Source organism: Chryseobacterium lactis, assembly GCF_003815875.1.
Classification (GTDB): domain Bacteria; phylum Bacteroidota; class Bacteroidia; order Flavobacteriales; family Weeksellaceae; genus Chryseobacterium; species Chryseobacterium lactis.
The window spans coordinates 4,553,163-4,578,800 of record NZ_CP033924.1; the positions used below are offsets into that span (position 1 = coordinate 4,553,163).

At 35.2% G+C, this 25,638-nt stretch carries 22 protein-coding genes; 10 read left to right on the plus strand and 12 right to left on the minus strand.

All coding sequences use genetic code 11. The features are described from left to right. The first annotated feature begins 62 nt into the window (after positions 1–62). From EG342_RS20355 to EG342_RS20365, 3 genes are all read left to right on the plus strand, one after another. Positions 63–3,770, plus strand: a complete 3,708-nt coding sequence (locus tag EG342_RS20355) for a metallophosphoesterase (protein WP_103292785.1) — start codon at positions 63–65, stop codon at positions 3,768–3,770. Positions 3,771–3,799: 29 nt separating this feature from the next. Further along, positions 3,800–4,756, plus strand: a complete 957-nt coding sequence (locus EG342_RS20360; RefSeq protein ID WP_103292786.1) for an alpha/beta fold hydrolase — start codon at positions 3,800–3,802, stop codon at positions 4,754–4,756. A gap of 191 nt (positions 4,757–4,947) precedes the next feature. Further along, a complete protein-coding gene (locus tag EG342_RS20365; protein WP_103292787.1) occupies positions 4,948–5,892 on the plus strand; it encodes an alpha/beta hydrolase in 945 nt (314 codons plus the stop codon). A 54-nt stretch (positions 5,893–5,946) separates the two neighbouring features. Here EG342_RS20365 and EG342_RS20370 read toward each other — a convergent pair whose 3' ends face one another. Both EG342_RS20370 and sph read right to left on the minus strand, forming a co-directional pair. After that, positions 5,947–6,297, minus strand: a complete 351-nt coding sequence (locus tag EG342_RS20370; protein ID WP_103292788.1) for a DUF488 domain-containing protein — start codon at positions 6,295–6,297, stop codon at positions 5,947–5,949. Positions 6,298–6,419: 122 nt separating this feature from the next. Beyond that, positions 6,420–7,997, minus strand: coding sequence for a sphingomyelin phosphodiesterase (gene sph / locus EG342_RS20375; RefSeq protein WP_103292789.1), 1,578 nt, complete (start codon positions 7,995–7,997; stop codon positions 6,420–6,422). Positions 7,998–8,270: 273 nt separating this feature from the next. Here sph and EG342_RS20380 point away from each other — a divergent pair, with 273 nt between their 5' ends. Together EG342_RS20380 and EG342_RS20385 are read left to right on the plus strand one after the other, a co-directional pair. Next, a complete protein-coding gene (locus EG342_RS20380) occupies positions 8,271–8,720 on the plus strand; it encodes a MarR family winged helix-turn-helix transcriptional regulator (protein ID WP_103292790.1) in 450 nt (149 codons plus the stop codon). Positions 8,721–8,743: 23 nt separating this feature from the next. Next, a complete protein-coding gene (locus EG342_RS20385; RefSeq protein ID WP_103292791.1) occupies positions 8,744–9,592 on the plus strand; it encodes a universal stress protein in 849 nt (282 codons plus the stop codon). Positions 9,593–9,629: 37 nt separating this feature from the next. Here EG342_RS20385 and EG342_RS20390 read toward each other — a convergent pair whose 3' ends face one another. Next, on the minus strand, positions 9,630–10,226 hold the full coding sequence (locus EG342_RS20390; protein WP_103292792.1) for a Crp/Fnr family transcriptional regulator: 597 nt from the start codon (positions 10,224–10,226) through the stop codon (positions 9,630–9,632). Positions 10,227–10,430: 204 nt separating this feature from the next. Beyond that, a complete protein-coding gene (locus tag EG342_RS20395) occupies positions 10,431–10,787 on the minus strand; it encodes a winged helix-turn-helix transcriptional regulator (RefSeq protein WP_103292793.1) in 357 nt (118 codons plus the stop codon). Positions 10,788–10,904: 117 nt separating this feature from the next. On the opposite strand from EG342_RS20395, the gene EG342_RS20400 reads away from it, so the two are divergent. Further along, positions 10,905–11,507, plus strand: a complete 603-nt coding sequence (locus EG342_RS20400) for an FMN-dependent NADH-azoreductase (RefSeq protein WP_103292794.1) — start codon at positions 10,905–10,907, stop codon at positions 11,505–11,507. Between the two features lie 160 nt (positions 11,508–11,667). Next, complete coding sequence (locus EG342_RS20405) at positions 11,668–12,087, plus strand: RidA family protein (RefSeq protein WP_103292795.1); 420 nt, start codon at positions 11,668–11,670, stop codon at positions 12,085–12,087. Between the two features lie 102 nt (positions 12,088–12,189). Here the strand turns inward: EG342_RS20405 and EG342_RS20410 are convergent, their stop codons facing one another. From EG342_RS20410 to EG342_RS20430, 5 genes are all read right to left on the minus strand, one after another. Further along, positions 12,190–13,305, minus strand: coding sequence for a lactonase family protein (locus EG342_RS20410; protein ID WP_317126829.1), 1,116 nt, complete (start codon positions 13,303–13,305; stop codon positions 12,190–12,192). A 194-nt stretch (positions 13,306–13,499) separates the two neighbouring features. Next, positions 13,500–15,356, minus strand: a complete 1,857-nt coding sequence (locus tag EG342_RS20415) for a right-handed parallel beta-helix repeat-containing protein (protein WP_103292797.1) — start codon at positions 15,354–15,356, stop codon at positions 13,500–13,502. Positions 15,357–15,626: 270 nt separating this feature from the next. Continuing rightward, a complete protein-coding gene (locus EG342_RS20420) occupies positions 15,627–16,283 on the minus strand; it encodes a TetR/AcrR family transcriptional regulator (RefSeq protein WP_103292798.1) in 657 nt (218 codons plus the stop codon). Positions 16,284–16,802: 519 nt separating this feature from the next. Further along, on the minus strand, positions 16,803–17,456 hold the full coding sequence (locus EG342_RS20425; protein ID WP_103292799.1) for a TetR/AcrR family transcriptional regulator: 654 nt from the start codon (positions 17,454–17,456) through the stop codon (positions 16,803–16,805). 896 nt (positions 17,457–18,352) lie between these two features. After that, positions 18,353–19,006: a TetR/AcrR family transcriptional regulator gene (locus tag EG342_RS20430; RefSeq protein ID WP_103292800.1), complete on the minus strand. Its 654-nt coding sequence runs from the start codon at positions 19,004–19,006 to the stop codon at positions 18,353–18,355. 367 nt (positions 19,007–19,373) lie between these two features. On the opposite strand from EG342_RS20430, the gene EG342_RS20435 reads away from it, so the two are divergent. Then, a complete protein-coding gene (locus EG342_RS20435) occupies positions 19,374–20,042 on the plus strand; it encodes a hypothetical protein (protein ID WP_123868144.1) in 669 nt (222 codons plus the stop codon). 77 nt (positions 20,043–20,119) lie between these two features. Here EG342_RS20435 and pgl read toward each other — a convergent pair whose 3' ends face one another. From pgl to gndA, 3 genes are read right to left on the minus strand one after another with little or no spacing between them, the layout of a single operon-like run. Further along, positions 20,120–20,830: a 6-phosphogluconolactonase gene (gene pgl, locus EG342_RS20440; RefSeq protein ID WP_103292802.1), complete on the minus strand. Its 711-nt coding sequence runs from the start codon at positions 20,828–20,830 to the stop codon at positions 20,120–20,122. Between the two features lie 26 nt (positions 20,831–20,856). Next, positions 20,857–22,338, minus strand: a complete 1,482-nt coding sequence (gene zwf, locus EG342_RS20445) for a glucose-6-phosphate dehydrogenase (RefSeq protein ID WP_103292803.1) — start codon at positions 22,336–22,338, stop codon at positions 20,857–20,859. 11 nt (positions 22,339–22,349) lie between these two features. Next, positions 22,350–23,768, minus strand: coding sequence for an NADP-dependent phosphogluconate dehydrogenase (gndA, locus tag EG342_RS20450; protein ID WP_103292804.1), 1,419 nt, complete (start codon positions 23,766–23,768; stop codon positions 22,350–22,352). A 355-nt stretch (positions 23,769–24,123) separates the two neighbouring features. Between gndA and EG342_RS20455 the strand changes: the two genes are divergently transcribed. Next, on the plus strand, positions 24,124–24,483 hold the full coding sequence (locus tag EG342_RS20455) for a prevent-host-death protein (protein ID WP_103292805.1): 360 nt from the start codon (positions 24,124–24,126) through the stop codon (positions 24,481–24,483). Between the two features lie 57 nt (positions 24,484–24,540). After that, a complete protein-coding gene (locus EG342_RS20460) occupies positions 24,541–25,491 on the plus strand; it encodes a hypothetical protein (protein ID WP_103292806.1) in 951 nt (316 codons plus the stop codon). Positions 25,492–25,638 lie beyond the last annotated feature (147 nt).

Genomic DNA, 25,638 nt, shown 5'->3' on the forward strand with positions numbered 1-25,638 from the left:
GCCAGTCAGACAGATAATTCTGTCCGAAAAGAAGACCACAACCTCTTTAAACAAGTAAAATTATGCAGTTCAATATTAAAAATACAGTCCCCGTTTCCATTAAAATTTCTCTTCTTGGAATCATTCTTCAATCCTGTGCAACCTATGATGTACAAAAAAGTAAATCGCTGGCCGAACTTCCGCTTCAGGACTCTGCTAACATTGCGCACCAATTCCTGCTTATTGGCAATTTAGGAGGCGCAGACCGTCATAGCAGTCAAAAAACGTTACAAAAACTACAAAACAGATTAAACAATGCTTCAGCTAAATCTACTCTCCTTTTCCTGGGTGACAATCTCTATTCACAAGGCATGTCCGGGGAAAACAACAAAGAAAGTAAACAAGCGCAATCAATTGTTGAAAATAAATTGAAAATCACTAAAAACTATAAAGGGAATACCGTTGTTATTCCCGGTAATCATGACTGGCAGTATGGACTTAAAGGGATGAAAAATCAGGAAAAAGCAGTTTCTCAATACCTGAATACAAAAAAAGCATTCCTCCCTAAAAATGGCTGCCCTATCGATAAATTAAAACTCGAAAATAATATAACCCTGATCACTGTTGACAGTCAATGGTTTCTGGAAAATTGGGAAAACGATTCAAAAATCAATGCTGATTGCGATATTAAGTCCCGCGAAGATTTTTTCAAAGAATTTGAAGGTTTGATTAATAAAAATCAGAACAATCTTATCGTAGTCGCATTACATCATCCACTTATCAGCAAGGGAATCCATGCAGGTTATTTTTCTTGGAAAGACCAGCTTTTTCCTCTTGGAAATCAGGTTCCTCTGCCAGGAATCGGTACGTTGATCAACGCCTTCCGTTCTACATCAGGAATCAGTCCACAAGATATGAATAATGCTCATTACATTGCGCTGACAAGCCGCCTGAAATCAATTGTACAAAATAACGACAACGTCATTTTTGTATCCGGGCATGATCATAATCTTCAGTATCTGGAAGAAAAAAATGTACGGCAAATCATCAGTGGTGCCGGCTCTGAAAACGGAGCTGCCAAAATAGCCCACTCTCAGGGCTTTTCCTATGGTGGAAACGGTTATGCAGTTTTAAATATCAATCAGGACGGAAGTGCTAATGTAGCCTATTACAGTACCCAAAATAATTCTGAAAGACTTTTGACGACTATTCAGGTATTAAAAAAAGTTCAACACCCCACTCCAACAAACAACACTTCCGAAAAATTTTCAAAAACCATCATGACTTCGGTATATCCTGAATCTTTAACAAAAAAATCCAGGTTCTACACGTGGCTGTGGGGAGAACATTATAGAAAATATTACAGCATTCCCATAGAGGCTAAAGTAGCAACATTAGACACTTTAAAAGGCGGAGTTACTCCCGTTCGTGCCGGAGGTGGACATCAATCCAACTCATTGCAACTGGTTGCCAAAAATGGACAGGAATATGCAATGAGAGGAGTAAAAAAAAGTGCTATACGATTCTTTAATGCTGTTGCATTTAAAAATTCAAGTCTGGGGGCAGATTTTGAAGGGACAGCTGCAGAAAGATTTCTATTGGATTTTTATACAACAGGGCATCCCTACACTCCTTTTGCCATTGAAAATATGGCGGAAAAAATAAACGTTCTTCACACCAATTCTCAACTCTATTACATTCCTAAACAAAATAAGCTTGGTGGTTTCAACTCCGAATATGGCAATGAACTTTATCAGATTGAAGGAAAATTATCAGGAAGTAAGGAAGATCTGAAGCAGCTAAACGGAGCCAAAGCAACGATGAACACAATGGATATGATGGAAAACCTGCATAAATCCGAAAAATATTCCGTTGATCAGCAAAGTTATATCCGCGCCCGTATTTTCGATATGCTTTTGGGAGATTGGGACAGACATGAAGGACAGTGGCGTTGGGTTGAATATAAAGAAAACGATCGTTATGTCTATAAACCGATTCCCAAAGACCGTGATCAGGCCTTCAGCAAATATGATGGGGTTGTGTTTAAGTTTATTATGATGGCTCCGGCATTACGCCATATGCAAACATTCAAACAGGATATACGAAATGTAAAATGGATGAACAGAGAGCCTTATCCACTGGATCTTGCATTTTTAAAGAACGCTACTGAGCAGGACTGGAAAAGAGAAGCAGCCTATATTCAGCAAAATTTATCGGACAAGGTGATTGATGAAGGTTTTCGCAATTTACCTCCTGAGGTACAGGATGAAACCATCAGGCTTATTCAGAAAAATCTTAAAATAAGACGCGATAAAATGGTGCAGTATGCCACAGAATATTACAAAGCATTACAAAAAACAGTCGTCCTTACCGGAACCAATCATCAGGATCAGTTTGTGATTAAAAAAGAAAAAAATAAGATTAACATCACACAATACCGGGTAAAAAAAGAGGGTAACGAGCTTGTTTTTCAACGGGAATATCCCAAAGATATGACAAAAGAAATCTGGGTGTACGGATTAGATGACAATGATACTTTTGATGTATCAGGAACGGAAAATTCAGGGATAAAAGTAAGAATTATCGGTGGTGAAAATAATGATGTTTACAATATTGCCAATGGAAGAAATATTAAGCTTTATGATTTTAAATCCCAAAAGAACACTTATCAATTGGCAGGACATACCACAAAAAAGATAAGTGATGATTATGAAATCAACACCTATAATTATGCAAAGCCAACCTATGATTTTTTTGCAGGATATCCCAGTATAAGCTACAACCCGGATGAAGGAGCCAAAATCGGAGCTCACGTAGGATATACTCAAAACGGCTTCGAAAGAAATCCCTACTCTGCCAGACATACTTTACAAGCCAATTACCTGACTGCAACAGGCGGAGCAGAATTCATCTATGATGGCAGCTTCCCCAATGCAATCGGCAAATGGGCATTTAATCTAAATGCACGTTTTACCACTTCCAATTTTGCACAGAATTATTTTGGCTTTGGAAATGAAACCGTGAACAACCAGGATCAATTTGGCAAAGATTATAACAGGGTAAAAATGCAGCAGATTCAATTTACCCCCTCTCTATCCAGAAAAAGCTTTTTGGGTTTTGTACAATCGATACAGCTGAAGTATGAAGATTATAAACCGAAGTATACTCCGGAACGTTTTATTACACAATCCGGCCAGATCGATTCCCGCACATTTGATAGCCAGAAATTTTTGGGAGCCAAATATACATTCAGTTATGACCACAGTGATTCTCCTTCTTTTCCTACTATGGGATTTGGATTTTCTCTCTCTGCTGCCTGGAAAACCAATCTGGAAGATACCAAACGTAATTTCATGACCTATGAAGGGTTGCTGAATATGGCTCATCGTATCGATAATAAGGGACATTTTGTATTTGCCACAAAAGTACAGGGAAGGTATATCAACAATCAACATTATGAATTTTTTCAGGGAGCCGAATTGGGAGGGAATAATGGGCTAAGATCTTTTAGAGATTACAGGTTTCTGGGGCGCTCGTCATTATTTCAAAATAGTGAAGTCCGCTGGAATTTCGGAAGGATAAAGAATGGAGTTGCTCCGGTGGACTTCGGAATACTGGGCGGATATGATTACGGACGTGTCTGGATGGATGGTGATGATTCAAGAAAATGGCATCAGTCTGTTGGAGGAGGAATCTGGATGAGTGCTTTAGAAACCCTTTCAATAAGAGCTACTTATTTCACCGGAAGTGAAGGAGGCCGATTCTCCGCCGGAGCGGGATTTTGGTTTTAAAATATCATAAAAAAATAAAATTTAAAAAGATGAAAGAAACTTCAAATTACTTACAGAAAAGTGTAGACAGCAAACCTCATGAATTGTACTACACCCTCTATCAACCTGAAACAGCAACTGTAAAAGCAACCATACTCATTCTTCATGGGATGCAGGAGCACAGTGGTCGTTATGCAGATTTCGCAAAATATCTGGCTCATCAGGGTTTCGCCGTGCTTACCTATGACCATTTGGGACACGGAAAAACAGCAAAAACCAAAGAAGAAATGGGATTCTTCGCATTGAATAATCCGGAAAAACAATTGATTACCACCGCTAAAAATATGGCTTCCCTTTTAGAAAAAAACTACCCGGAAGTTCCTCATTTTATCATAGGCCATTCTATGGGATCCTTCATTACCAGAGCCTTATTAAAAAAGCAGTCATCCCGTTTCAGAGGTGCTGTACTTATAGGAACCGGAGGTCAAAATCAGTTTATCAGACCCGCAAAAGGATTAATGTCTTTTCTCACTTCAATATCCCCGTATACGCGAAGTGAGCTTATCACCGACATATTCGGTAAAGTAAGCAACAGCCGTTTCAAAAGTGAAGATTATGATGGTATCAACTGGCTAAGTGTGGATAAACAAAACAGAAAAACCTTTATGAATGACGAGCTGTGTGGAGTTCCTTTTACCAACAACGGATTCTATACTCTTTTTTCACTCATGGAAATTGCTACGGCAAAAGACTGGTCAAAATCGATTTCCATAGACTTTCCATTGATGTTTGTGAGTGGTGCGGATGATCCTGTGGGTGATTTTGGTAAAGGGGTACAAGATACTGTTGAAAAATTACAAACCGACGGCTTTAAGAATATACAAATAAACCTTTATCAGGGAATGCGGCATGAAATTTTAAATGAGAATATCAAAGATCAGGTCTATGATGATATTTTAATATGGCTTGATCTCATACTGGGTAATTCAGAATCCCAGAAATCATAGCTATTGAACCTTCTGCTTTAAATAATGGAATATTATTTATTCAAATTATTTAATGATTACAAATTTTTAGATTCTTCATAACCATACGATTTTCAAACTGTTATGACATTAGTCTGTCGATGAGAATATCCAAATATTTCAAGGTTATTCTCATTGACGGCTAATTAATAAGCATTGATAAAAACTAAAATATGATTAAAGAAAATTCAGCTTACCTACAAAGCAACAGTATCGAGAATATCATCACCCATGAAATATATTATACTGTATTTCAACCTGAAATGCCTATAAAAGCAAGCATCATCATTCTTCACGGCTTGCAGGAACATAGCGGACGTTACACAGGATTTGCCAGACATCTTGCTTCTCAAGGTTTTGCAGTGCTTACCTATGATCATTTAGGGCATGGAAAAACAGCAAAAAGCAAAGAACAACTAGGCTTTTTTATGCTAAAAAATGCAAAAGAACAACTGATTTATGATGCCAAATTAATGGCTGAATTGATGGACAATTCTTTTCCCGATGCGCCTATCTTTATCATAGGTCATTCTATGGGATCCTTTATTACCAGATGCCTGCTCCGGCAATCATCCATCCATTTTAATGGTGCGGTTATTATAGGAACAGAAAATAAACCTGCAGGTACCAGCGTTATCACTGGCATTCTTTATTTTCTTGATGTAATTGCTCCCCGTCACAGAAGTCAATTGATCAACAATCTATTCAGGAAGCTGAACAATGGTTATTTTAAAAATAAATCAGGAAATCATCCTTTCAACCAACCTGATCAGAAAGTATCTTTACGAAATAGATTACGTGATTCATCCTTTACCAACAACGTATTTTACACTCTTTTTTCATTGATAGAAACTGCTACTGAAAAGCGTTGGACAAGAAGTATTTCCAGACAATTTCCCTTTCTTTTTATCAACACCAATCCTGCCGAAAATCTTAATAAAAGACTACAATCTACGGTTGAATTTTTAAAAAATGATGGATTTAAAAATGTAGAATTGGCCGTACATTCTGATATTCAGGATAAAGTCCCGAATAAGACCATCAACAAACAATTTTTTGAAAATATTTCTTCATGGCTTAATAAAGTGTTTGAAGAAATGCCCATTGAAAATTTTTAATAATCAATACTACAAACAACACTTTATTGAAACAAAACGACTCTTACAACATCATCAAAGACTTTCCAGATATCTTTTCAAAATGATAGGATGGCAATGCTCTTCATCTTTTGCCGCATACAGCAGTGTAATTTTTTCCTGATCTTTATGTTGTTCTAAAAAGTCTTTTCCCAGGTTACTTTCATGAAGTTCCTGTACATATTTTTCAGAGAAATCTTTCCACAATTCAGGCTCGTGATGAAACCATTTTCTAAGATCTGAAGAGGGTGCCAGATCTTTATTCCATTCATCGAGATGAGCCTCTTCTTTAGACAGCCCCTGAGGCCATAAACGGTCTACCAAAATACGGCATCCATCTTTTGGAGAAGGAGTTTCATACACTCTTTTTAACGCAATTTCAGACATTGTGAAGACTTTTAATACACTAATACAAAGCAAAATTTGTTCCTGTTACAAGATTAAAGTGTCTAAAAAAATGGCAACTCTTATAAGCTGCCATTTGTATATTATTCCATTTTGTATTACTTCTAGAACGGTTGTGGACTTGTATTATTCATTTTTACTTCAAATTGTACGTCAGAGCTCACGCTGGTTCCATTAAGATACACCCAGTCTGTTCCTGATTTATTATATACCTGAAGATAGTACGTATTGCCCACTGCCGTTTTATCCTTGAAAGCAACAATATCTCCATCCTCCACACTCGCAGACTGATTTCCTGCTTTTTTCTTTACTATTTGAAGAGTAAGAGTTTTTAAAGATTTACCCTGTTTTGGGAAGAAATAATAACTTCCGCTGCTCACAGATTCCCAGTACCAGAAATTATTAATCCGTTCACTGCTTTCCACTCTTACCAAGCCTTCTTTTAAATCAAAATAATTATCAGAAGCTCCCGTATTGATGATATTAAACCAGGTTTTTTCATCCGGCTGAGTGGAAGAAACAGTTAACCAGTCATCAGTTTTAGAAAGGTTCATATTGATGTATTTTCCGGTAGATACAGATTTCAATGAAATACGGTCATGCTTTCTGAATTTTAAACTTTTTGTGGGAGTGTTCTGATCCGGATATATATTTCCTTCCACCGGATAATGATCGGAATAATCTGCCCAATAATAGGGATCACCGGTCAAATTGGTATAATTCATCAACGTTGAAGATACAGGATCAAATGCTACATTCTGCCACAAAGCAGGCACAAGATGAGCCTTGGAAACAAAAATATAATCAAGATATTCTCGTTGATTAGCCGGGTAAGGATAATGGTAAGAAGCCATTGTATTCGTTTTTGTGTCCCATGTTGATGATAAACCCTTGTAAACAGGAGCATTTACATTAAGCGTTTGCAGCATTTTAGGATATTCCGGGCTATCTTTGATAATGTTGAAATCTCCTCCATACACCACCATTTCATCAGCCGGAATATTAAGTTTGTCAATATAAGATTTCATAATACCCAATTGTTGCGCACGGATTTCTACTTCTTTTCCTTTACATCCGGGCTGCGTAGACTGTGTGTGAACTGAGATCAAATGGATTCGTTTTCCATCTTTAATGATTCTGACATAGGCGAAACCTTTTAAAGAAAGCGCATCAAAATCACATCCAGCCGGAAATATATATTGATCCGTTCTTTCTATGGGATATTTACTCGCAATCATAACGCCTCCATTTTCCAGTCCACCGGAACTTATTTCACGCCAGTCTCCAAAAGTATTATTCCAGCCATTTTTCGTTTGTCCCAACACCGGAGTCTGATACGGAAAAGTAGGAAGAAGCTTTTGACGAAGCTTATTGGCTGCAGCATTATCGAAACATTCCTGAAGCAGAAGAACATCATAATTCTTCAAAAAAGAGGCCTCTCCCAACTTCTCTGCCCTGGCCTGCTGCGACCATTGAGTAGTAGAAGAAACACTGATATCCCTTAATAAAAATGTATTATAGGTAAGTACTTTTATACCCGCACCAGGAGCTATTTTCGCCATTTGTTGAGGATAACTTTCTTTTTCATTGGCAGAGGAAAGATCCTGATCTGATGTGCATGATACAAGAGCAAGGCAAAACACCGGTAAGAACCGGGATAAGAAGCGATACATGTAATTCATAAGTGCTTTTTAGTTTAAAAATTTTTCACTAAACTATGAATTAGACATTTCACCAAAATGAATCTAACGTTATCTATTTTTGAATTTTATGTAACCTCTATTCTTTGCTTTGCCTCGGTCATCTTTTGAAGTGCTATGAGAGTGGACATCCTAAATAATTTATGATTAATTAGTTTTAATTAAAACTAATTTTACGTACATTTGTTAGGAAGAGCAATGCCATTAGATTTCATTAAGTCTATCGCTTTGAGTTGAATTATTATACCATTAAGCATGTCAGGAAACCAAAATAACATCTCAGAACTGGCCTTAGAACTGGGCTGGGCGATGAGTGAAATGAAAAGCAGCTTACGTCAAAAGATTCAGGCTTGTATTAATGAGTATGAACCGGATCTTTCTGTTGAGCTGGTTGAAATCCTTGGACTTTTATCACGCAATGACGGGATTAATCAACAGGAAATCGGCAATAAAGTGAGTAAAGATAAATCAAGCATTACCTATCTTATCAATAGCCTTGTCAAACGGGATTTGGTAGAACGGGTTGCTGATAAAAATGACAGAAGAAATAAACAGATTTTCCTGACTTCAAAAGGGAAAAAAATAATAGAAATTGTTTATCCCTGGGCATTGGAGCTTTATAGAAAAGCTGCAGGTGATTTTGATGAAGATGAAATCAATAAAGCACTTCTGTTAGTAAAGAAAATGACCGCAAACCTTGAATAATCAGGATTTAAAATACCGATAAAATGAGAACAATCCTTGTACCTATTGATTTTACATCAACGACAGAAAATGCAGTAAGAGTTGCTGCAGAATGGGCAAAACACTACGAATACCAACATATTATTCTATTGAAAATTGCCGGAGAATCTGAATTTGATTACTTGCATATTGCTGAAGGACATTCCTTTGTCAATGAAGAAAGCATCAACAATTTATTGGAAAGAACTGAATTATTATTTGATCAGCTAAGTACTATCGTAACGGAAATATCTCCTGAAATAAAAGTTTCAAGGCTATTAAGTGATTGGGCACTTACAAGAAGTATTAATGAGGTATTGAAAAATCAGCCTTCAATTGAACTGATTATCTTGGGAAGTGATGATTCTACGTCTTCTAATGAAAGCTTTGTTTCTGATAATATCGTGAGCATTGCAAGAACAAGCCCCGTTAAAACACTGATCGTTCCCAATAGCTATAGATACAGTACCATCAAAAATATTTTTATTCCCTGCGATCTGAATGGGATTAAAAAGCTGGAAAGACTCTTTCATCACAAGTCTGTTATCCAGAAAAAAGATGTGCATTTATTGTTTTTGAATATCAATACCAAAGAAGATACTGATATCAGCCCGGAAAAAAAGAGAGAATTAGAAACCTATATTCAACAACATCTGACGGACATCCCAAGCAGTATTCATTATTCTTATGACGAAAATATCATCAACGGCATTTTGAATTTTGCTTCTTCCAACGATACAGATCTGATTATTGCTTTACCGGGAAGACATAGCTTCCTGTATTATCTAGCCAGCAGAAGTATTTCTGAAGGAATTTATCAAAATACCAATCAGCCTGTTCTGATCTTAAAATAATCTCCGCCTATCATGGAGCATTGATTATTCTTTTCGACTAATAATAGATTTTAGTACTATCCAGCTTAACTAATCTTTGCTCCTCCATTTTTTTCACATACCTGATGACGGTTTCTACCCGGAGGCCGGTTAAAGTCGCAATTTGTTGTCTGGTATAAGGAACAGGAAATGAATACATTTCATTAAAACCAAAGTAATTTTTAAGATGATCAAATAATTTTCTAAGTTTTACAATCGGGTCAGAAATAGCCAGGAAACTGGAAATCATGTACCTGAAATGCAATCTGTCGGCTGTATAATTATTCAGTTTGAGCATTAATGCGGGATTCTCCAGCAGGAGAGGCAGAAATTTAGTCTTTGGAATCTTAATCACTTCACAATCAGTAACGGCAATTGCATTAACAGCGTAGTTATGCCCTGTAAACAGGTAGCTTTCACCCACACAATGCCCATCAAAAGGAAGTCCGTGAACAAACTCTTTTCCATCTTCCAGGAACGTATTCAACTTTACGGTTCCGGTTCTGATCTGCAAATAAAATTTAGCAGACGTTCCCTCCTGAAAAATATAATCCGAAGCATTATATTTTACCAATTGAGCCCCATGAGAAAAAAGTAAGTCTTCGCATATAATCATCTTGTCATTATTAATTTGAGTAAAAATAACTAAAGTAGTAGAAATGATGCAACTTATTAATCCATAAAAAACTTAAAGTTATGTTAATTTATAAATAATACATTTTTATTGATTTTTTAATTTCAAAAAAATATTATTATAAATCACAGCCTTTCAGGATCATACTCATCAAATTCCAGTTGAATTGGTACTTATTCCACCATCTCAGGCTGTAATTTTCTTTTTATGTTTTCTCCCCCAATCTGCTAAGGCAGCAATAACATCTCTCAATGACTGACTATATTCTGTAGGAATGTACTCCACCAACACAGGCGTCTGATCTGCAAGAACTCTTCTTTCCAACAAATGATTCATTTCCAGCTTTTTTAATTCATTGGACAATACTCTTGCTGAAATACCTTCTACCGTTCGTTGTAACTCATTAAAACGGTTATGACCTCCTAAAATAGCAATCATTACCCGCAAGGTCCATCGCCCTCCAAGAACATATAATGCATCTTCCGTAGCAGACAGATGAGTGCTGCACTGAGGTTGTGAATACAGTATTTTTTCTTCTTCCATTCTCTTTATTTTTCTTGTAACTAACCTAAATGTTACTACTAACCTTTGAGTAACTACTATCTTTTTATTAGTAAATATAAATAATTTTGAAATGTAAAATTTTAAAAAAATTAAAAAATGAAACAAGTACTTCATATCGTTTCAAGTCCAAGACGTGAATCTTCAATCAGTAAAAAACTGGGTAGCGCAGTTATTGAAAAAATCATTGCTAAATATCCCGACAGCATTTTAAAAAAACGTGACCTGACCCATCCTCTTTTCCCACATCTGGAAGAAAAACACATCAGTGCCTTTTTTACCCCAGCTGAGAGCCGCACCACGGAACAACTAGAAACAGTAGCTCTTTCTGATACCGTAATTGCCGAACTGAAAGAAGCTGATATTATTGTCATAGAAGCTCCTTTGTATAATTTCAGCATCACTTCAACCCTGAAATCCTGGCTGGATCACATTGCGAGAGCAGGTTCCACTTTCCGTTATACAGAAAACGGCCCCGAAGGATTGATTACAAATAAGAAAGTATATCTCGCTTTTTCAAGTGGCGGAATTTATTCCGAAGGTGAAAAGCAGGCTTATGACTTTGTAGTTCCTTATCTTAAAAAGACCCTGGGCTTTATGGGCATGACAGATATTTCTGTGGTACGTGCAGAGGGCATGTCTGTTCCAGTCATTCAGGAAACGGCATTGCAAAAAGGGATTGAGAGTATTGTTGTTGAATAAATAACTCAAAAATGCTGTTCGTCAGGAGCAGCATTCGTTTTTTCCATGAATATATATTAACGATTCGGATCATACATCATTAAAACAACTTTCTTCTCAACATATGTATATGTTTTCTCCGTTATTATCCTATATTTTTATACCATTAAAAAAGAAGATCATGGAAAATAATAAGCAACCCCAACTCATCAATCCTGCGGAACTGTTCAACCCCACTCCTTATGGTTTTTCGCATAGTATTTCAGTAGATTCTCCTTTTCAGATGTGTTTTATCTCTGGCCAAAGCGGTGGTGTTGGGGAAAATCATACATTAGCCCCTGACTTTAAAACTCAGGTTCAGGATGCTTTGAAAAATTTAAAAATAGTATTAAAAAGCCATTCTATGACATTTGATCATGTTGTTAAAATCACTCTGTTGATTGTTGACCACAACCAGGAAAAGCTTGAAATATGGACTGAAGAGGCAAAGAAAGTATGGGATACAACCGATTTACCTACGAGTACTCTCATTCCGGTAAGTCAACTGGCATTACCCGATATGCTATTTGAAATAGATGCGATTGCAGTAAAAATCAAGTAAACTTCTCCTTTGAAACATTTATATAAAACCACGGACTTAATTAAAAATTCGTGGTTTTATATATTCTCTTTACTTGTTGTTTTAAATCTTAATTCTGCCCGATTAATATTTCCTGATCTGTACTGAAGAAACACCAAATATTTTGATCTTCTTTCCTACTTTTTTGAGAAGTCCTGTTTCTTCATTTCGTTTAAAGACAAATGCATCCCCGCTTACGGAATTGGTAGCTATTAAAAATTTTCCGGTCTCGTCAAGGGTGAATACTCTAGGATGCTTCCCTCCCGTTTTCTGATACCCTATTGTTTTCAAGGTACCGTCATTTTGGATTGAAAAGATGGCAATATTATTTTCAGAGCCTCTGTTTGATGCATATAAATAACGTCCATCAGGAGAAATATGGATGTCTGAGTTTTCAAAATTATCTTTAAGCTGATCCGGATGGGTATTGATTCTTTGAATACTTTCCAGTTTTCCGCTATCATAAGAATAGGCACTTACAGCTCCTCCCATTTCTTCTACACAATAAGCAAATTTACCATTGGGATGAAAAGTAAAATGCCTGGGCCCACTTCCTAAAGGTGCTTGTTTAAAAGGGATTTCCGTCAATGGTTCCGTTTTATTATTCTCAAATTGATATGCTCTGATTTTATCTGCTCCAAGATCGGGGGCAAAAACATAGTTAAAATCAGGAGAAAAAACGGTGGAATGAATATGAGAACGTTCTTGTCTGTCCGGATCTGTACTTCCCTCCGAATACTGAAAATTTTGTACCCTTGGCTCTATAAGCCCGTTCTCTGAAACCGGATACACAGAAACGCTTCCTTCGGTATAATTACCATTAATCAGCCATTTGCCGTTTTTGTGAGCGGTAATATAAACAGGATTCTCGCCTCCTGTTCTTTGGCTGTTGATAAAGGTCAGAGATTTTTTTTCGGGATTAAATTTAAAGCTGCTTACACTTCCTGCGTCTTTCGTTTTGCTTTCCGTACAGGCAAAAAGATATTGACCGTTGGGAGCCAGCGTTAGAAATGATGGGTTTAAAATTCCCTTAACTGATGTTACTTTTGATAAGTTACCTTTGATGATATCCAATTCATATACATAAATTCCTTCTGTATTTTTGTCGCGGTTAAATGAACCGAAAAAGACATATGTATTCTGTGCATATACATTTATTCCTGATAAAAGTATAAGCATCACACTTACTATTTTCTTCAATTTTTTATTAGTTTTTAAAGTATTGGGGAAATATCTGAGATGAATAGCAAATGTAGGAATTTACTTTAGTCTGAAGAAGAAAATTATTGAATTAGAAAACATTTTATTCTACACAAAAAAAACAAACCCTTACTGTTTTAGCAAGGGTTTTATTTTTAGATAAAAAATCAATCTATACCAACTAATTTTCTATTTTATTCTTTAATGAGTCTTTGAGATATTATATTCCCTTTACTATCCTTTCCTGTAATCATATACAATCCTTTAGGTAAATGAGAAATGTTCGCTTTTTCATGAGTTGAAGAGACTCCTGTATATTGACCATCCATGGTATATATCATAATATCGGATACTGTTTCTGAAAAGTAAATATAATCCTTTGCCGGATTCGGATAAATTTTCACAGTATTATTTTTTCTGGCAACATCACTTACTCCAAGTACGAGAGGAAAAATCACTTCATAGGCACCAAGGTTAGGAATTCCCGTGCGGGTTGCTCCTGTACAATCGGTAGCAGGTGCACCGGAAGTAGTTCCTGAAGATCTGCAAATACTGTTGCTTACTAACGCGAGACCATCATCGTCAGTAAGTGGAACTCCATCTGCTCCTAGTGGATTGGCAGGATTACCAAAACCTGGGTTTTGCCCAAATATATTTCCCTGAGCATTAGATCCTAAAAAATTAAAATTAGCAATCATATACATGGAACTTTGAAGCTGTAACAGGTTATTTGTAAAACTGACTTGCGCAGAGTTATTTATATTATAAAAATCTGAGCTTACAGTATTATTTGATATCCCTTTTTTATTATCCCAAAAAATATTGTTTTTAAACGTCCCGGAACCTGCAGTAGTGAAAATCCCGCCTCCTTCTCTGTTTGTATTGATAGAGTTACTGTATATTGTATTATTAATTATGGTATGAGTTCCAGTTCCCATGTAGATTCCTCCTCCATAATTACTCGATCTATTTTTAAAAATAATATTATTCGTCAATGTATTATTACCGGTTAACAATACTCCTCCACCAACACCCAACGCTGTATTTTCATAAATAGCATTATTAAATATGGTATTGTTTCCGTAATTAAGATAGAGCCCACCGCCACCGTTATGGTCCGTTTTATTATTATTGATAATGTTATTATTGATAATACTTGTACCACTTGTCACATATATTCCTCCACCTTCACCCCAGACTATATTTTCATAAATCTTGTTTCCGCTAATGGTATTGGTACTGTAATATGTTGCAAATCCTCCTCCGGTACTTGCCGTATTATTACGAATAATGTTATCTGAAACCGTGATGGAAGTATTGGTGTAAGAATAAATAGCACCACCATCGATAGCATTGTTATTGTAAAATGTATTTGAGGAAATTACAATATTACTGTTATTTAAAGAATTAATTGCACCACCATTATTTCCTGCTGTATTATCATAAAAAATATTATTACTGATCATACTTTTTCCATAGCAGGCATATACTCCTCCTCCGTACCATCGAAAAATACTCTTACCATTTACTTCCATACCGCCTGAGGAACTATCAGCATTCCCTCCTGTGATTGAAAAGCCATCAATAGTAACCCCTAAAGTACCGTCTGAAGCAATAACAACGTGGTAGCAGTTATCATCTTTGGAGCCAATTGCCCCTAAATCACCACTGAGAATCGTTTTGTTAACAATAGGATTACGTTGATTGAACAGCGTTTCAGTTCCTGAAAATCCACCAAAAATTTTAACTCCATCTTTTACAAAAAAAGTATAATCTCTTGAGTTTAAAACTGTAGCTCCACCCAAAGTTGTTCCTATTGCCCCTAAAGGAAGTGAATTCGGTATATAAGTACCTGAAGCAATCCAGATTTCATCTCCTGCAACACTTTCGTTAATGACAGTCTGGAGGTCATTTCCGGCAGTCGCCCATGATGTATAGGGTGCAGATCCTGTAATATTTGATAGGTTAACATACCGCACTGTGGCTTGTAAAGTATTGAATGATGCGACAGCAATCGTAGATCCAATCAATAATTTATAAATTTTTTTCATAGTTATTTCTTTACCAGTTTTTGAGGTTGCAAATATATGATTTTGTTTTAAAGAGTATATGCAACCTTTTTTCTTCGAGAAAGCCAATATACCTACGATAAAACCATGAAAAAGACAAAAACGAGATTCTGCTTTTATTAAATTAATTCCATACCAAGTGAATATTTTTTGTACAGGTTCTTATTAAAAATAATAAAAGCAAAGAGACTGCTTTCGTTTTATAGAAGCAGCCTCTCATATATTTTTAGTAAAAATATTATTTATATCTTCTTATTCATCCTGTTCAGATTTCAGATGTTTATAAGTAGAATCTATTAAAAAAGAAATGGCTTTCTTCACATGCTCACGTCCGTCGGGACTATTAATATCTACCCCACAAAAAACACTTCCGTTTAAAGCAGAATACATATTCATATAATAAAGACCCGCCACCATGATCGCCATAATTGAACGATAAACACCCATTTTTTCTTTAAAATGCGGAGTCATCATGAGTTTAAAAATATATTCTCCGTTTTCTTCCTGCTCATCAATCATTTTTTTCAATGATTTCCGGGGTTCAGAAATACTCCACAATAGTAATTTTTGGGCTTCCTTATTGTTATAGACATAGTCAAATTGAGAAATCAACATTGCTTCAATAAATGACCTTCCCCCATCCTCTAAGTTAGGCTGTATTTTTTCAACTTCCTTACTGTTGACACGTACCCAATAATCCTGTGTCCGAAGATATTCGTCCATCAAACCATCCATTCCGCCAAAATAAGTGTAGATCATTTTCTTATCTACTCCTGCAATAGCAGCAATATCATTGATTTTTAATGCTGCATATCCCTTCGTGGTGAGAATTTTTCCAACCGCATCCAAAAATTTCTTTTTGCTGCGTTCTTTGTTTCTGATACTACCTGCTGCTGATTTTCTTTCCATGACTAAACATTCAACAGTACAAGTTTAAGGAATTTTTTGCTATTTTTAAACACCCAAAAGTGTCTTAATTAATATTTACATCTAAAACAAACCGGTCTGTACGGATAAAAAGATCTAAATTAAAAGCTAAAAATACCTCAGGGAATACTTGTTTTTCCATTTGAAAAAAAACAAAATAAAAGGAATCTATCTACAATACATCACGATTTCAGATAGCAAGCAAAATATAGATCATTTTAAAATGAAAATTATTAAACTGATTTACAGCTATTTAAATTAAAATATTAAAATTTTTAATTATTTTAGACACTTAATAGTGTCTTATTTGTATATTTGTACAAACTAAAACCATCTATATACACAAAAGCACTATTCAGGTTGAAAAACTAAACAATTTCGATGATGTGATCTTCCTTGATTAAAATTGGTTAATAAGTAATTAAGGTAAAAACACTATTGTAAAAAGCCCCATTAGAAATCTAACGGGGCATTTTTATTGTTGAACTGGCCTTTCTGAGCCTATTCTTTATTCTCATCTTTCAGATCTTCAAAAGTATGATCTAATAAAAAAGAAAGAGCCTCTTTAATTTGGGTACGTCCTCCAGGAGTATTAACATCTATACCACAAAAAATACTGCCATTCATAGAAGAAAACATATTCAGGTAATACAACCCCGAAACCATGATGGCCATGACAGAACGAAAAACCTCAGAATTTTCTTTAAACTGTGAACCCATCGTATCAAAAAGAAACTTACCGTTTTCTTCCTGCGTATCCGTCATTTTTTTCAGTTCTTTCCGCGATTCGGACAACCTCCATAATAACAGCTTTTGGGTTTCTTTATTATTATATACGTATTCGTATTGAGCCAGCAAAAGTTCTTCCGCAAATGATCTTCCTCCATCATCTGTTCTCGGATTCATCTTTCCAATTTCTTCACTGGTCGTCTTGCTCCAGTAGTCCTGTGATCGGATATACTCATCCATCAAACCATCTATACCTCCAAAATAAGTATAGATCATTTTTTTATCTACTCCGGCTGTAGCAGCAATATCGTTCACCTTTAATCCTGTATATCCTTTTGTTTTCAGAATTTTTCCAACTGCATCCAAAAATTTCTTTTTACTGCGTTCTTTATTTCTAATGCTGCCTGCTGCTGATTTTCTTTCCATGGTAAAATTCAATATACAAGTTTAAGGATTTTTTTATTATTTTAGACACTACAAAGTGTCTAAATTTGTATATTTGCATAAAATAAAAATCAGTTGTAATTAAAAAGAACAATCTGATTACAATAAAAAACAACCTTGATTGTCGAATATCCTCTTAGTTTAAGCCAATTTTGAAGACTAAGCAATTGAGGTAGAACACTACTCATTGTCAGCATCGTTGAGTTTTTTAATGGTGCTGTTTTTTTTATTTAAATAAGATTTTTCATCTTGATAATAAAAGAGATTTTCATATTTAAATAAAAAAAACATACTTAAAATCAACACGTTACAAAATATTAATAAAATTTAATTTAATTTAGACACTTCGAAGTGTCTTATTTTATATATTTGCACAAAACTAATAACCATTTTTATATTAAAACACTATTTAGATTGAAAACTAAACAATTTCGATAGCATTACGTTTCCCTTGATTAAGATAATTAGTTTCGAAGATTTAATAATTAAGGTAAAATAAACTACTGAAAGCAGCATCATTTATCATCTAAATGATGCTGTTTTTTTATATTACAGAAAACACTTGTCGTAATATATTTCAAAGGATTTTCATCACTTAGAATAAAAATTAACACCTGAATAACAGTAAATTACAAATATTTTCAAAAAAAATAATTCAGTTTAGACACTTCATAGTGTCTTATTTTATATATTTGTACAAACTAAAACCTTCTATATATAAAAACACGGGTCGAAAACAAAAGCAGTTATTATTAAGTTCCCTCTGTTTAAGACAATTTCGAACACTAAGGTAAAAACACGACACGCAAAACAGCATCTTCAGGATGCTGTTTTGTATTTTACAACTTATTACAATGCAATAGGCATGAAAATAGGTTTTATTTATCAGAATTTTTAAGATGCTTATAGCTTTGTTCCAACAAATAAGATATTGCCTTTTTGATGTTCTCTCGATCTTTAGGAGTATGAATATCTATTCCACAAAAAATACTGCCGTTAACAGCAGCATACAGATTAAGGTAATATAACCCTGAAACGATAATGGCTAATATTGCCCGAAAATCTCTGGAACGTACTCCAAAATGGGGATCCATCATCAATTTAAAAATATGCTCTCCATTTTCTTCCTGAGTGTCGGTAAGTTTTTTTAACGATTTCCGGGGCTCAGATATACGCCACAATAATAATTTTTGTGCCTCTTTGTTGGTATAAACATAATCAAATTGAGATAACAGCATCTCTTCCATAAAAGATTTTCCACCATCATCTATTTTAGGTTTTATTCTTTCAATTTCTTCAATCGTGATCATGCTCCAGTAATCCTTGGAGCGGATATAGGCATTTATAAGCCCATCAATCCCACCAAAATAGGTGTAAATCATTTTTTTGTCTACACCAGCGGTAGCGGCTATCGTATTAACTTTTAAAGCTTGATAACCTTTGGTTTTCAGAATTTTTCCAACTGCATCCAAAAATTTTTTCTTACTTCGCTCCTTATTGCGAATGCTCCCTCCTGCTGATTTTCTTTCCATGGTAAAACGTTCAAGGATACAAGTTTAAGAAAATTTTCAATATTTTGCACACTTTATAGTGTCTTATTTCATATATTTGTAAAAACTAATAACCGCTTTTTATATTAAAACACTATTAATAAGTAGAAAAACACATAATTCAATTGAGTTATGTCCCTTATTTAATGACAGTTGGTTCGAACATTCAGTTAAGTGATTAAGGTAAAAAACACTACTTGTTTACAGCATCGTTAGAAATCTAGCGATGCTGTTTTGGCTTCAGCCATTATAGTTTTCTATGAGGGAATTGCAGGTAATTATATATTCTGTCGTTTCATTATTTTTAGTTATTATTGTAAAAACTAATAATTTTAAACTAATCAAAACCATGAAAAAAATTTTGATACTCTGTGGTTTAGTATTTTTAACCGCCTGTTCAAATCCTACGGGCAAAAAATACAATGAAGCCACGATGCCTCAGGATCTGAAAGAAATAGCGGAAAGTAAAAAATGGAACGAACAGGATGCCGGTTTATTTGCCGGTTGGGTCATCCGGGCAAAATTAAAAGGTGAATCGCTGGAAAGTAAAACCTATCAAAGTATTTTGGATGATGCTAAAAAGTTTAAAGCCGAAGAGGATGCATTGGCTGAAAAGGCCAAAAAAGAAATGGAAGCAAGAAAACAGAAAATGAAGGAAGCGCTTACCGTCACTATTTTTGCTAAAGAATATGTTCCAAGTAATTTTGATGCCGGAAGACTTGAAGATTATAACTTATTCAAATATGCGATACAGAATAAGTCGGCAAAGGAAATAAAAGCGGCAAAAATCAGTTTTAAAATATTTAATTCTTTAGGCGAACAAATCGGAGATTCCTACAGCATGGACTTTACAGATGACAGAATTGCAGGTAACTCAACCTTTAAAGGGGACGCAGCATTTGACTACAATCAGTTTTCCAATGATGATAAGAAAATAGCTTCTGCCAAATTTGAAGACTTACTATTTGATTTTGATGTGAAGAAAATTGTGTATTCTGATGGTTCAGTTTTAGAATAAAAATAAAGAGAAAAGGCTTTCAAAATAATTTGAAAGCCTTTATTTTAAGGGAAAACACCCTCATTTTTTATTCTATTTTATCCTCTCGCTTTTTCATCTGTAAAAAAACGGAAGCCTTCTTTTTTCTCAATAAGTTGCATCGGATACAGCTCAGGATTGTAAGCTCCATTCAGAACTTCATTCAAAGCATGTTTTTTAGATTCTCCAAATGCTACTGCCAGTATATTTTCAGCCTTATTAATTAATGGTGCCGTTAAAGTGATTCTGAACATTTCCTGCGGCTTCAGATAGTAGGCAGAAACCCACTTTTCCTTTTCATTCAAGACCTCTTCACCCGGAAATAAAGATGCAGTATGCCCATCATCTCCCATTCCCAAAAGAATGAAATCAAAAACACCTTCGTCTCCAAGGACATTTTTAATCTTTTGTTCATATTCTTTTGCATACTCTTCCGGAAGTATTCCGTCCTGATACATCGGAAAAACCTGATCCTTGTTAACAGGAACCTGATCCAATAATGTTTCAAAGGTCATTTTGGCATTGCTTTTATCATCATTCAAAGGCACCCATCTTTCGTCTACCCAAAAGAAATAGAGTTTATTCCATTCAATTTGAGCGGCATATTCTTCAGTGGCAAGCAATTTAAAAATAGCTTTGGGAGAAGAACCTCCGCTTAAAGCTACTGCAAATCTGTTATGCTTCTGAATCGATTGTTTTGAAAGATCAACAAAAGTATCCGCTGCTTTTATATACAGTTTTTCTAAATCATCAAATACTGTAATATTCATTTTTTTCTTTTTAAATTTTTATTGTGTTATACCCAGCTGTGCCCTTGTCTTTCAACTAATGCATTGCTGTCTTCCGGGCCCCAGCTTCCTGCCTTATAATTGGGAAATGAAGAATCTTTACTATTTTCCCAAGCTTCCTGGATGGTGGTAACTACGTCCCAGGCCTCTTCTACCTGGTCCGAACGCATAAATAGGGTAAGATCTCCTAAAAGAGCATCCTGTAACAGGGTTTCATAAGCTTCCGGTGTATCTTCCTGGCAGGCAAAATTGTCAAAGATCATTTCTACCGGTTTCAGATCCATGCTAAGTCCTGGCTTTTTGGCCATAAACAAAAGTCTGATGTCCATCATAGGCTGGATATTAATGATCAGCCTGTTGGCAGACAACAGATAGGGTGTATCTGAAAATGTTGAATGAGGAAGCGGCTTAAACTGAATGGTTATATAAGAATGTTTTTCTTTCATTTTCTTCCCTGTGCGAACGTAGAACGGTACATCCTGCCATCTTTCATTGTCCAGATAAAATTTTATCGCGGCAAATGTTTCTGTATTCGAATCAGGGGCAATACCACTCTCCTGGCGGTACCCTTTTACTTCAACTCCGGCAACAATACTTCTTCCATACTGACCTCTTACAGCATAATGATCCACCTGGTCCGGGGAAATCCTGCGGATCGCCTTTAAAACATCTACTTTACGATCTCTGATTTCTCCTGATTTCAATGAAGCAGGTGGTTCCATAGCTACCATACACAGAATCTGCAACAAGTGATTTTGAATCATATCCTTTAATGCTCCTGTCTGCTCATAGAAAGCACCTCTGGTTTCCACTCCTACTTCCTCAGCTACCGTAATCTGTACCGATTCTATATATTTATGGTCCCATAAAGGTTCAAAAATTGAATTTCCAAATCTGAATGCAAGTATATTCTGTACGGTTTCTTTTCCTAAATAATGGTCGATACGGTAGATCTGCTCTTCTTCAAAGGTTTGTGCCAGAAGACTGTTCAGTTCTATGGCAGATTGTTTATTGTGTCCAAAAGGTTTCTCAATAATGATACGGTCTTTTTTAGCATCAGAAGCTAATGACGTGTTTTTGATATGATTGGAAATCGTGGTAATGAAGTTGGGACTAATGGATAGGTAAAACAACCTGTTCGCTCTCATCCCATAGACACCATCGAAATCCTGTAATTTCTGATAGAGATCTTTATAGGAACTTTCCTCATCCAATTGGTGTTGGAAGTAAGTGATATGTGCCTGAAAGCCTGCCCAATCTTCAGATGTTACTTTTTTCCTGGAAAAGCTCTCCAGATTTTCTTTGATATAATTTCTAAAATTTTCGCTGGTATTCTCTGCTCTTCCTAAGGCAACAATATTAAAGCCTTTGGGCATTCTGCCATCGATATATAAATTGTAAAAGGCCGGAAAAAGTTTTCTTTTTGCCAAATCTCCTGTAGCCCCAAAAATAATTATAGTTGTGGGCTGCAAACTTCTATTTTCATTCATTTTTCCGAATTTTAACTATTTGCACTTTGCCATGAAGTATGAAATACTCCTTCTCTATCGATTCTCTGATAAGTATGTGCTCCAAAGTAATCACGTTGTGCCTGGATTAAATTGATAGGCAGATATTCTGTAGTATACGCATCAAAATAGCCTAACGCCGTTTGAAGTCCCAAGCTTGAAATTCCGTTTGAAACTGCAAAAGCGGCCGTTTTTCTCAATGAATCCATTTTTTCTTTAACGATAGCTGCAATTTCCTGATCGAGCAAAATATTAGACAAATTAGGATCTTTGGTATACGCAGTATAAAATTTCTCCAATAAAACCGAGCGGATAATACATCCGCCTCTCCAGATTTTAACTACATCTTTTAACGGAATTTCAAAGTGATATTCTTCAGATGCCTTTACCAGTAAGGCCAATCCTTGGGCATAGCTGATTAAACTAGCTAAAAACAGAGCGTCTCCAACTTCTTTGATGAATAAATCTATATTTTCAGGATTTGAAATTTCTTTTTTAGGATATAATTGAGAGGCCTTTACCCTTTCGTCCTTATAAGCGGATAAAATTCTTGAAGTTACCGCAATATCAATGGTTGGGATAGAAACCCCGATTTCCATAGCTTGTTCTGAAGTCCATTTTCCGGTTCCTTTAGCACCTGCTTTATCTAAAATCTGATCTAAAAGGTATTGATCGGTTAATGAATCTTTCTGCTGGAAAATATCTCTGGTAATCTCAATCAGGAATGAATTCATTTCACCATTATTCCATTCTTTGAAAACTTCGTATAGCTGATCGTTATTAAGATTAGTACCTCTTTTCAGCAGGTCGTACGCTTCACTGATAAGCTGCATAATGGCATATTCTATTCCGTTATGTACCATTTTTACGTAGTTTCCGGCCGAGCCTTTCCCCATATAAGCGGTACAAGCTTCGTTATCTACCTTGGCAGCAATCGCCTCCAACATAGGTTTAAGCTGGTGAAATGCTTCCAAGTCTCCTCCGGGCATGATACTCGGACCTGTTCTGGCACCTTTTTCACCTCCGGAAACTCCCATTCCCATAAAGTGAAGGTCTTTTGAAGCCAGATCAGCAATGCGTCTGTTTGTATCCTCAAAATAGGAATTACCGGCATCAATTACGATATCACCTTTGCTTAAAAGTGGGGTAATACTTTCCAGAACAGCATCTACGGGTTTTCCGGCCGGAACCATAAGAATAATTTTTCTGGGACTTTCCAGTGCTGATACAAAATCCTCCAAAGAGCCGATTCCCTTTACTTTCATTTCTGAAGTTGCCCCTTCCTGTAATTCTTTTATTTTCTGCTCGTCAAGGTCAAAGCCTGCGATTGAAAAGCCGTTATCAGCAATATTATAAAGAAGATTCCGCCCCATTACTCCAAGGCCAACCATTCCGTAACTATATCTCTCCATTGTATTAATATAAATTCTGTTATACAGACAATAAAATTACGTAAATGCTCATGAGGAAAAAAATAAAAGAAGAGAAAAAATGTCTTGTTTTTCCCTTCCTGTTCATTTATAAGCTGATATTTATATTATTTGGGAGTATTATTCTTTTTTTATTTAAAAAAAATAAATTTTCGCTATTCTCGTTCTGCACCAACAGAACTTATTTAAATATCAATGTTTTATCTGTAAAAATGTAATTCATAATATCTAATTTTTAATAAGTCTTATAAAATTCAATTATTATAATGTGAACGATCTATTAAAATGGTACTGGTTTTTGGGATAATTAAACTTATCTTTACCAAAATTTAAATTAATGAACTACAAGCTTGAGCTCAATACTCAGGAGCCTAATTCTAAAATTGTTTTTAATACCATTTTATTTGACTCGTTCAAGATTAATATAGTTGAAAGATACATTGGATCAATGAGGTCTCGCCCGACATTATGTGAAGCTTTATTTAAGGTGAGAACTTTAGATGATGTGCTTGTTGCAAGAAGAGACGGGAATACAAGAGTAAAAATAAAAGGTGATGAATTTGAAACGTATCAGAGACTGATAAGAGATTTAAGTTCTTACGAATATAAAAACAGACTGATCAACAGAAAAGATGTTGAACAAAATTATGTTCACTTCGTTTTGAGTTTGGTCATTGCTAATTATGATCTTAACTAATATTCAGATATAATCTATATATTGCACTTTGTACCACTAAGAAATTAGAACACCATAATGGCATTTATAGATTATAGCAACGAATCCAAAAGAATTTATGTTCTTGAAGACCGGACAATATCGGTTTTTGATAAGGATATAAAATTAACGGATGAAATCAAACTAGATTTTAATGCTCATTTTATTGAGAAAACAACCTTTTTTAAGTACTTAGAGAAGGTTCATTCTTTTGAAATGGCAGGTTGCGATTCTGAGAATATCTATTATTTCAAATTTGATGGGAGTGGTAATCTGGTTTCTCAGGAACTCCTCTCTCAGGATAAAAAAGATATTCTTTTAAGACTCAATGATCAAAACAAAATAGAACAACTATTTTTTGATCAGCACTCGAGTTACCATTCCAATTGCAAAATCTTTAAAAATCATCAAGAGATCTTACAGGTCAATTTGCTGGATCAATGCGAAAATGAAGAAAAAGACTGGGTTGGCTATGAATATATGGAATGCCTTAAAAGTACCAATCAACCCGGTCAATTAGCTTTTATTGCAACGCATGCCACCTATGGAGTTCAGGGTGTAAAAGTTTTCGGGATCAACGATTCGCAGCAACTGGATATGGTGTATGATATGGATGATCTGGATTATGACGGAGCCTTTCACAATCTGGCTTTTAACGCCACAGGAGAAAAGTTTACGGTGCTACTCTATGAAAATGATGATGACTTAAATGATTCATTTTCCATTTTTGAATATTCTGTTCACAATAATATAAGCCCGTTAAAAATTCATAAAACAAATCATGGCTTTTTAAACTTTCATCGACTTCATACGCACTATTTGACGGATTCTATTCTATGTATTGTAAGAAATTCAGATATCATCATTTTTGATTTGAATAATGGTAAAACAATTGATACGTTAAACCGTGATTTTAAATCAAGCTTCTTTATAGATTTCAATATTCTGATCTACCAATTGAATGATAAAATAATTGTTCTTGAATATTAAATTATTTGACATTTACTATTTTTTATACAACTCTTTCTTTCATTCCATTCAAATACCCTTCATCGAAGGGTGCTGAGAAGTATTCCCCAGCACCAATATATTAAGACATTTGTGTATGAATAGGTATTGTTATTTCTTTATTTTTAC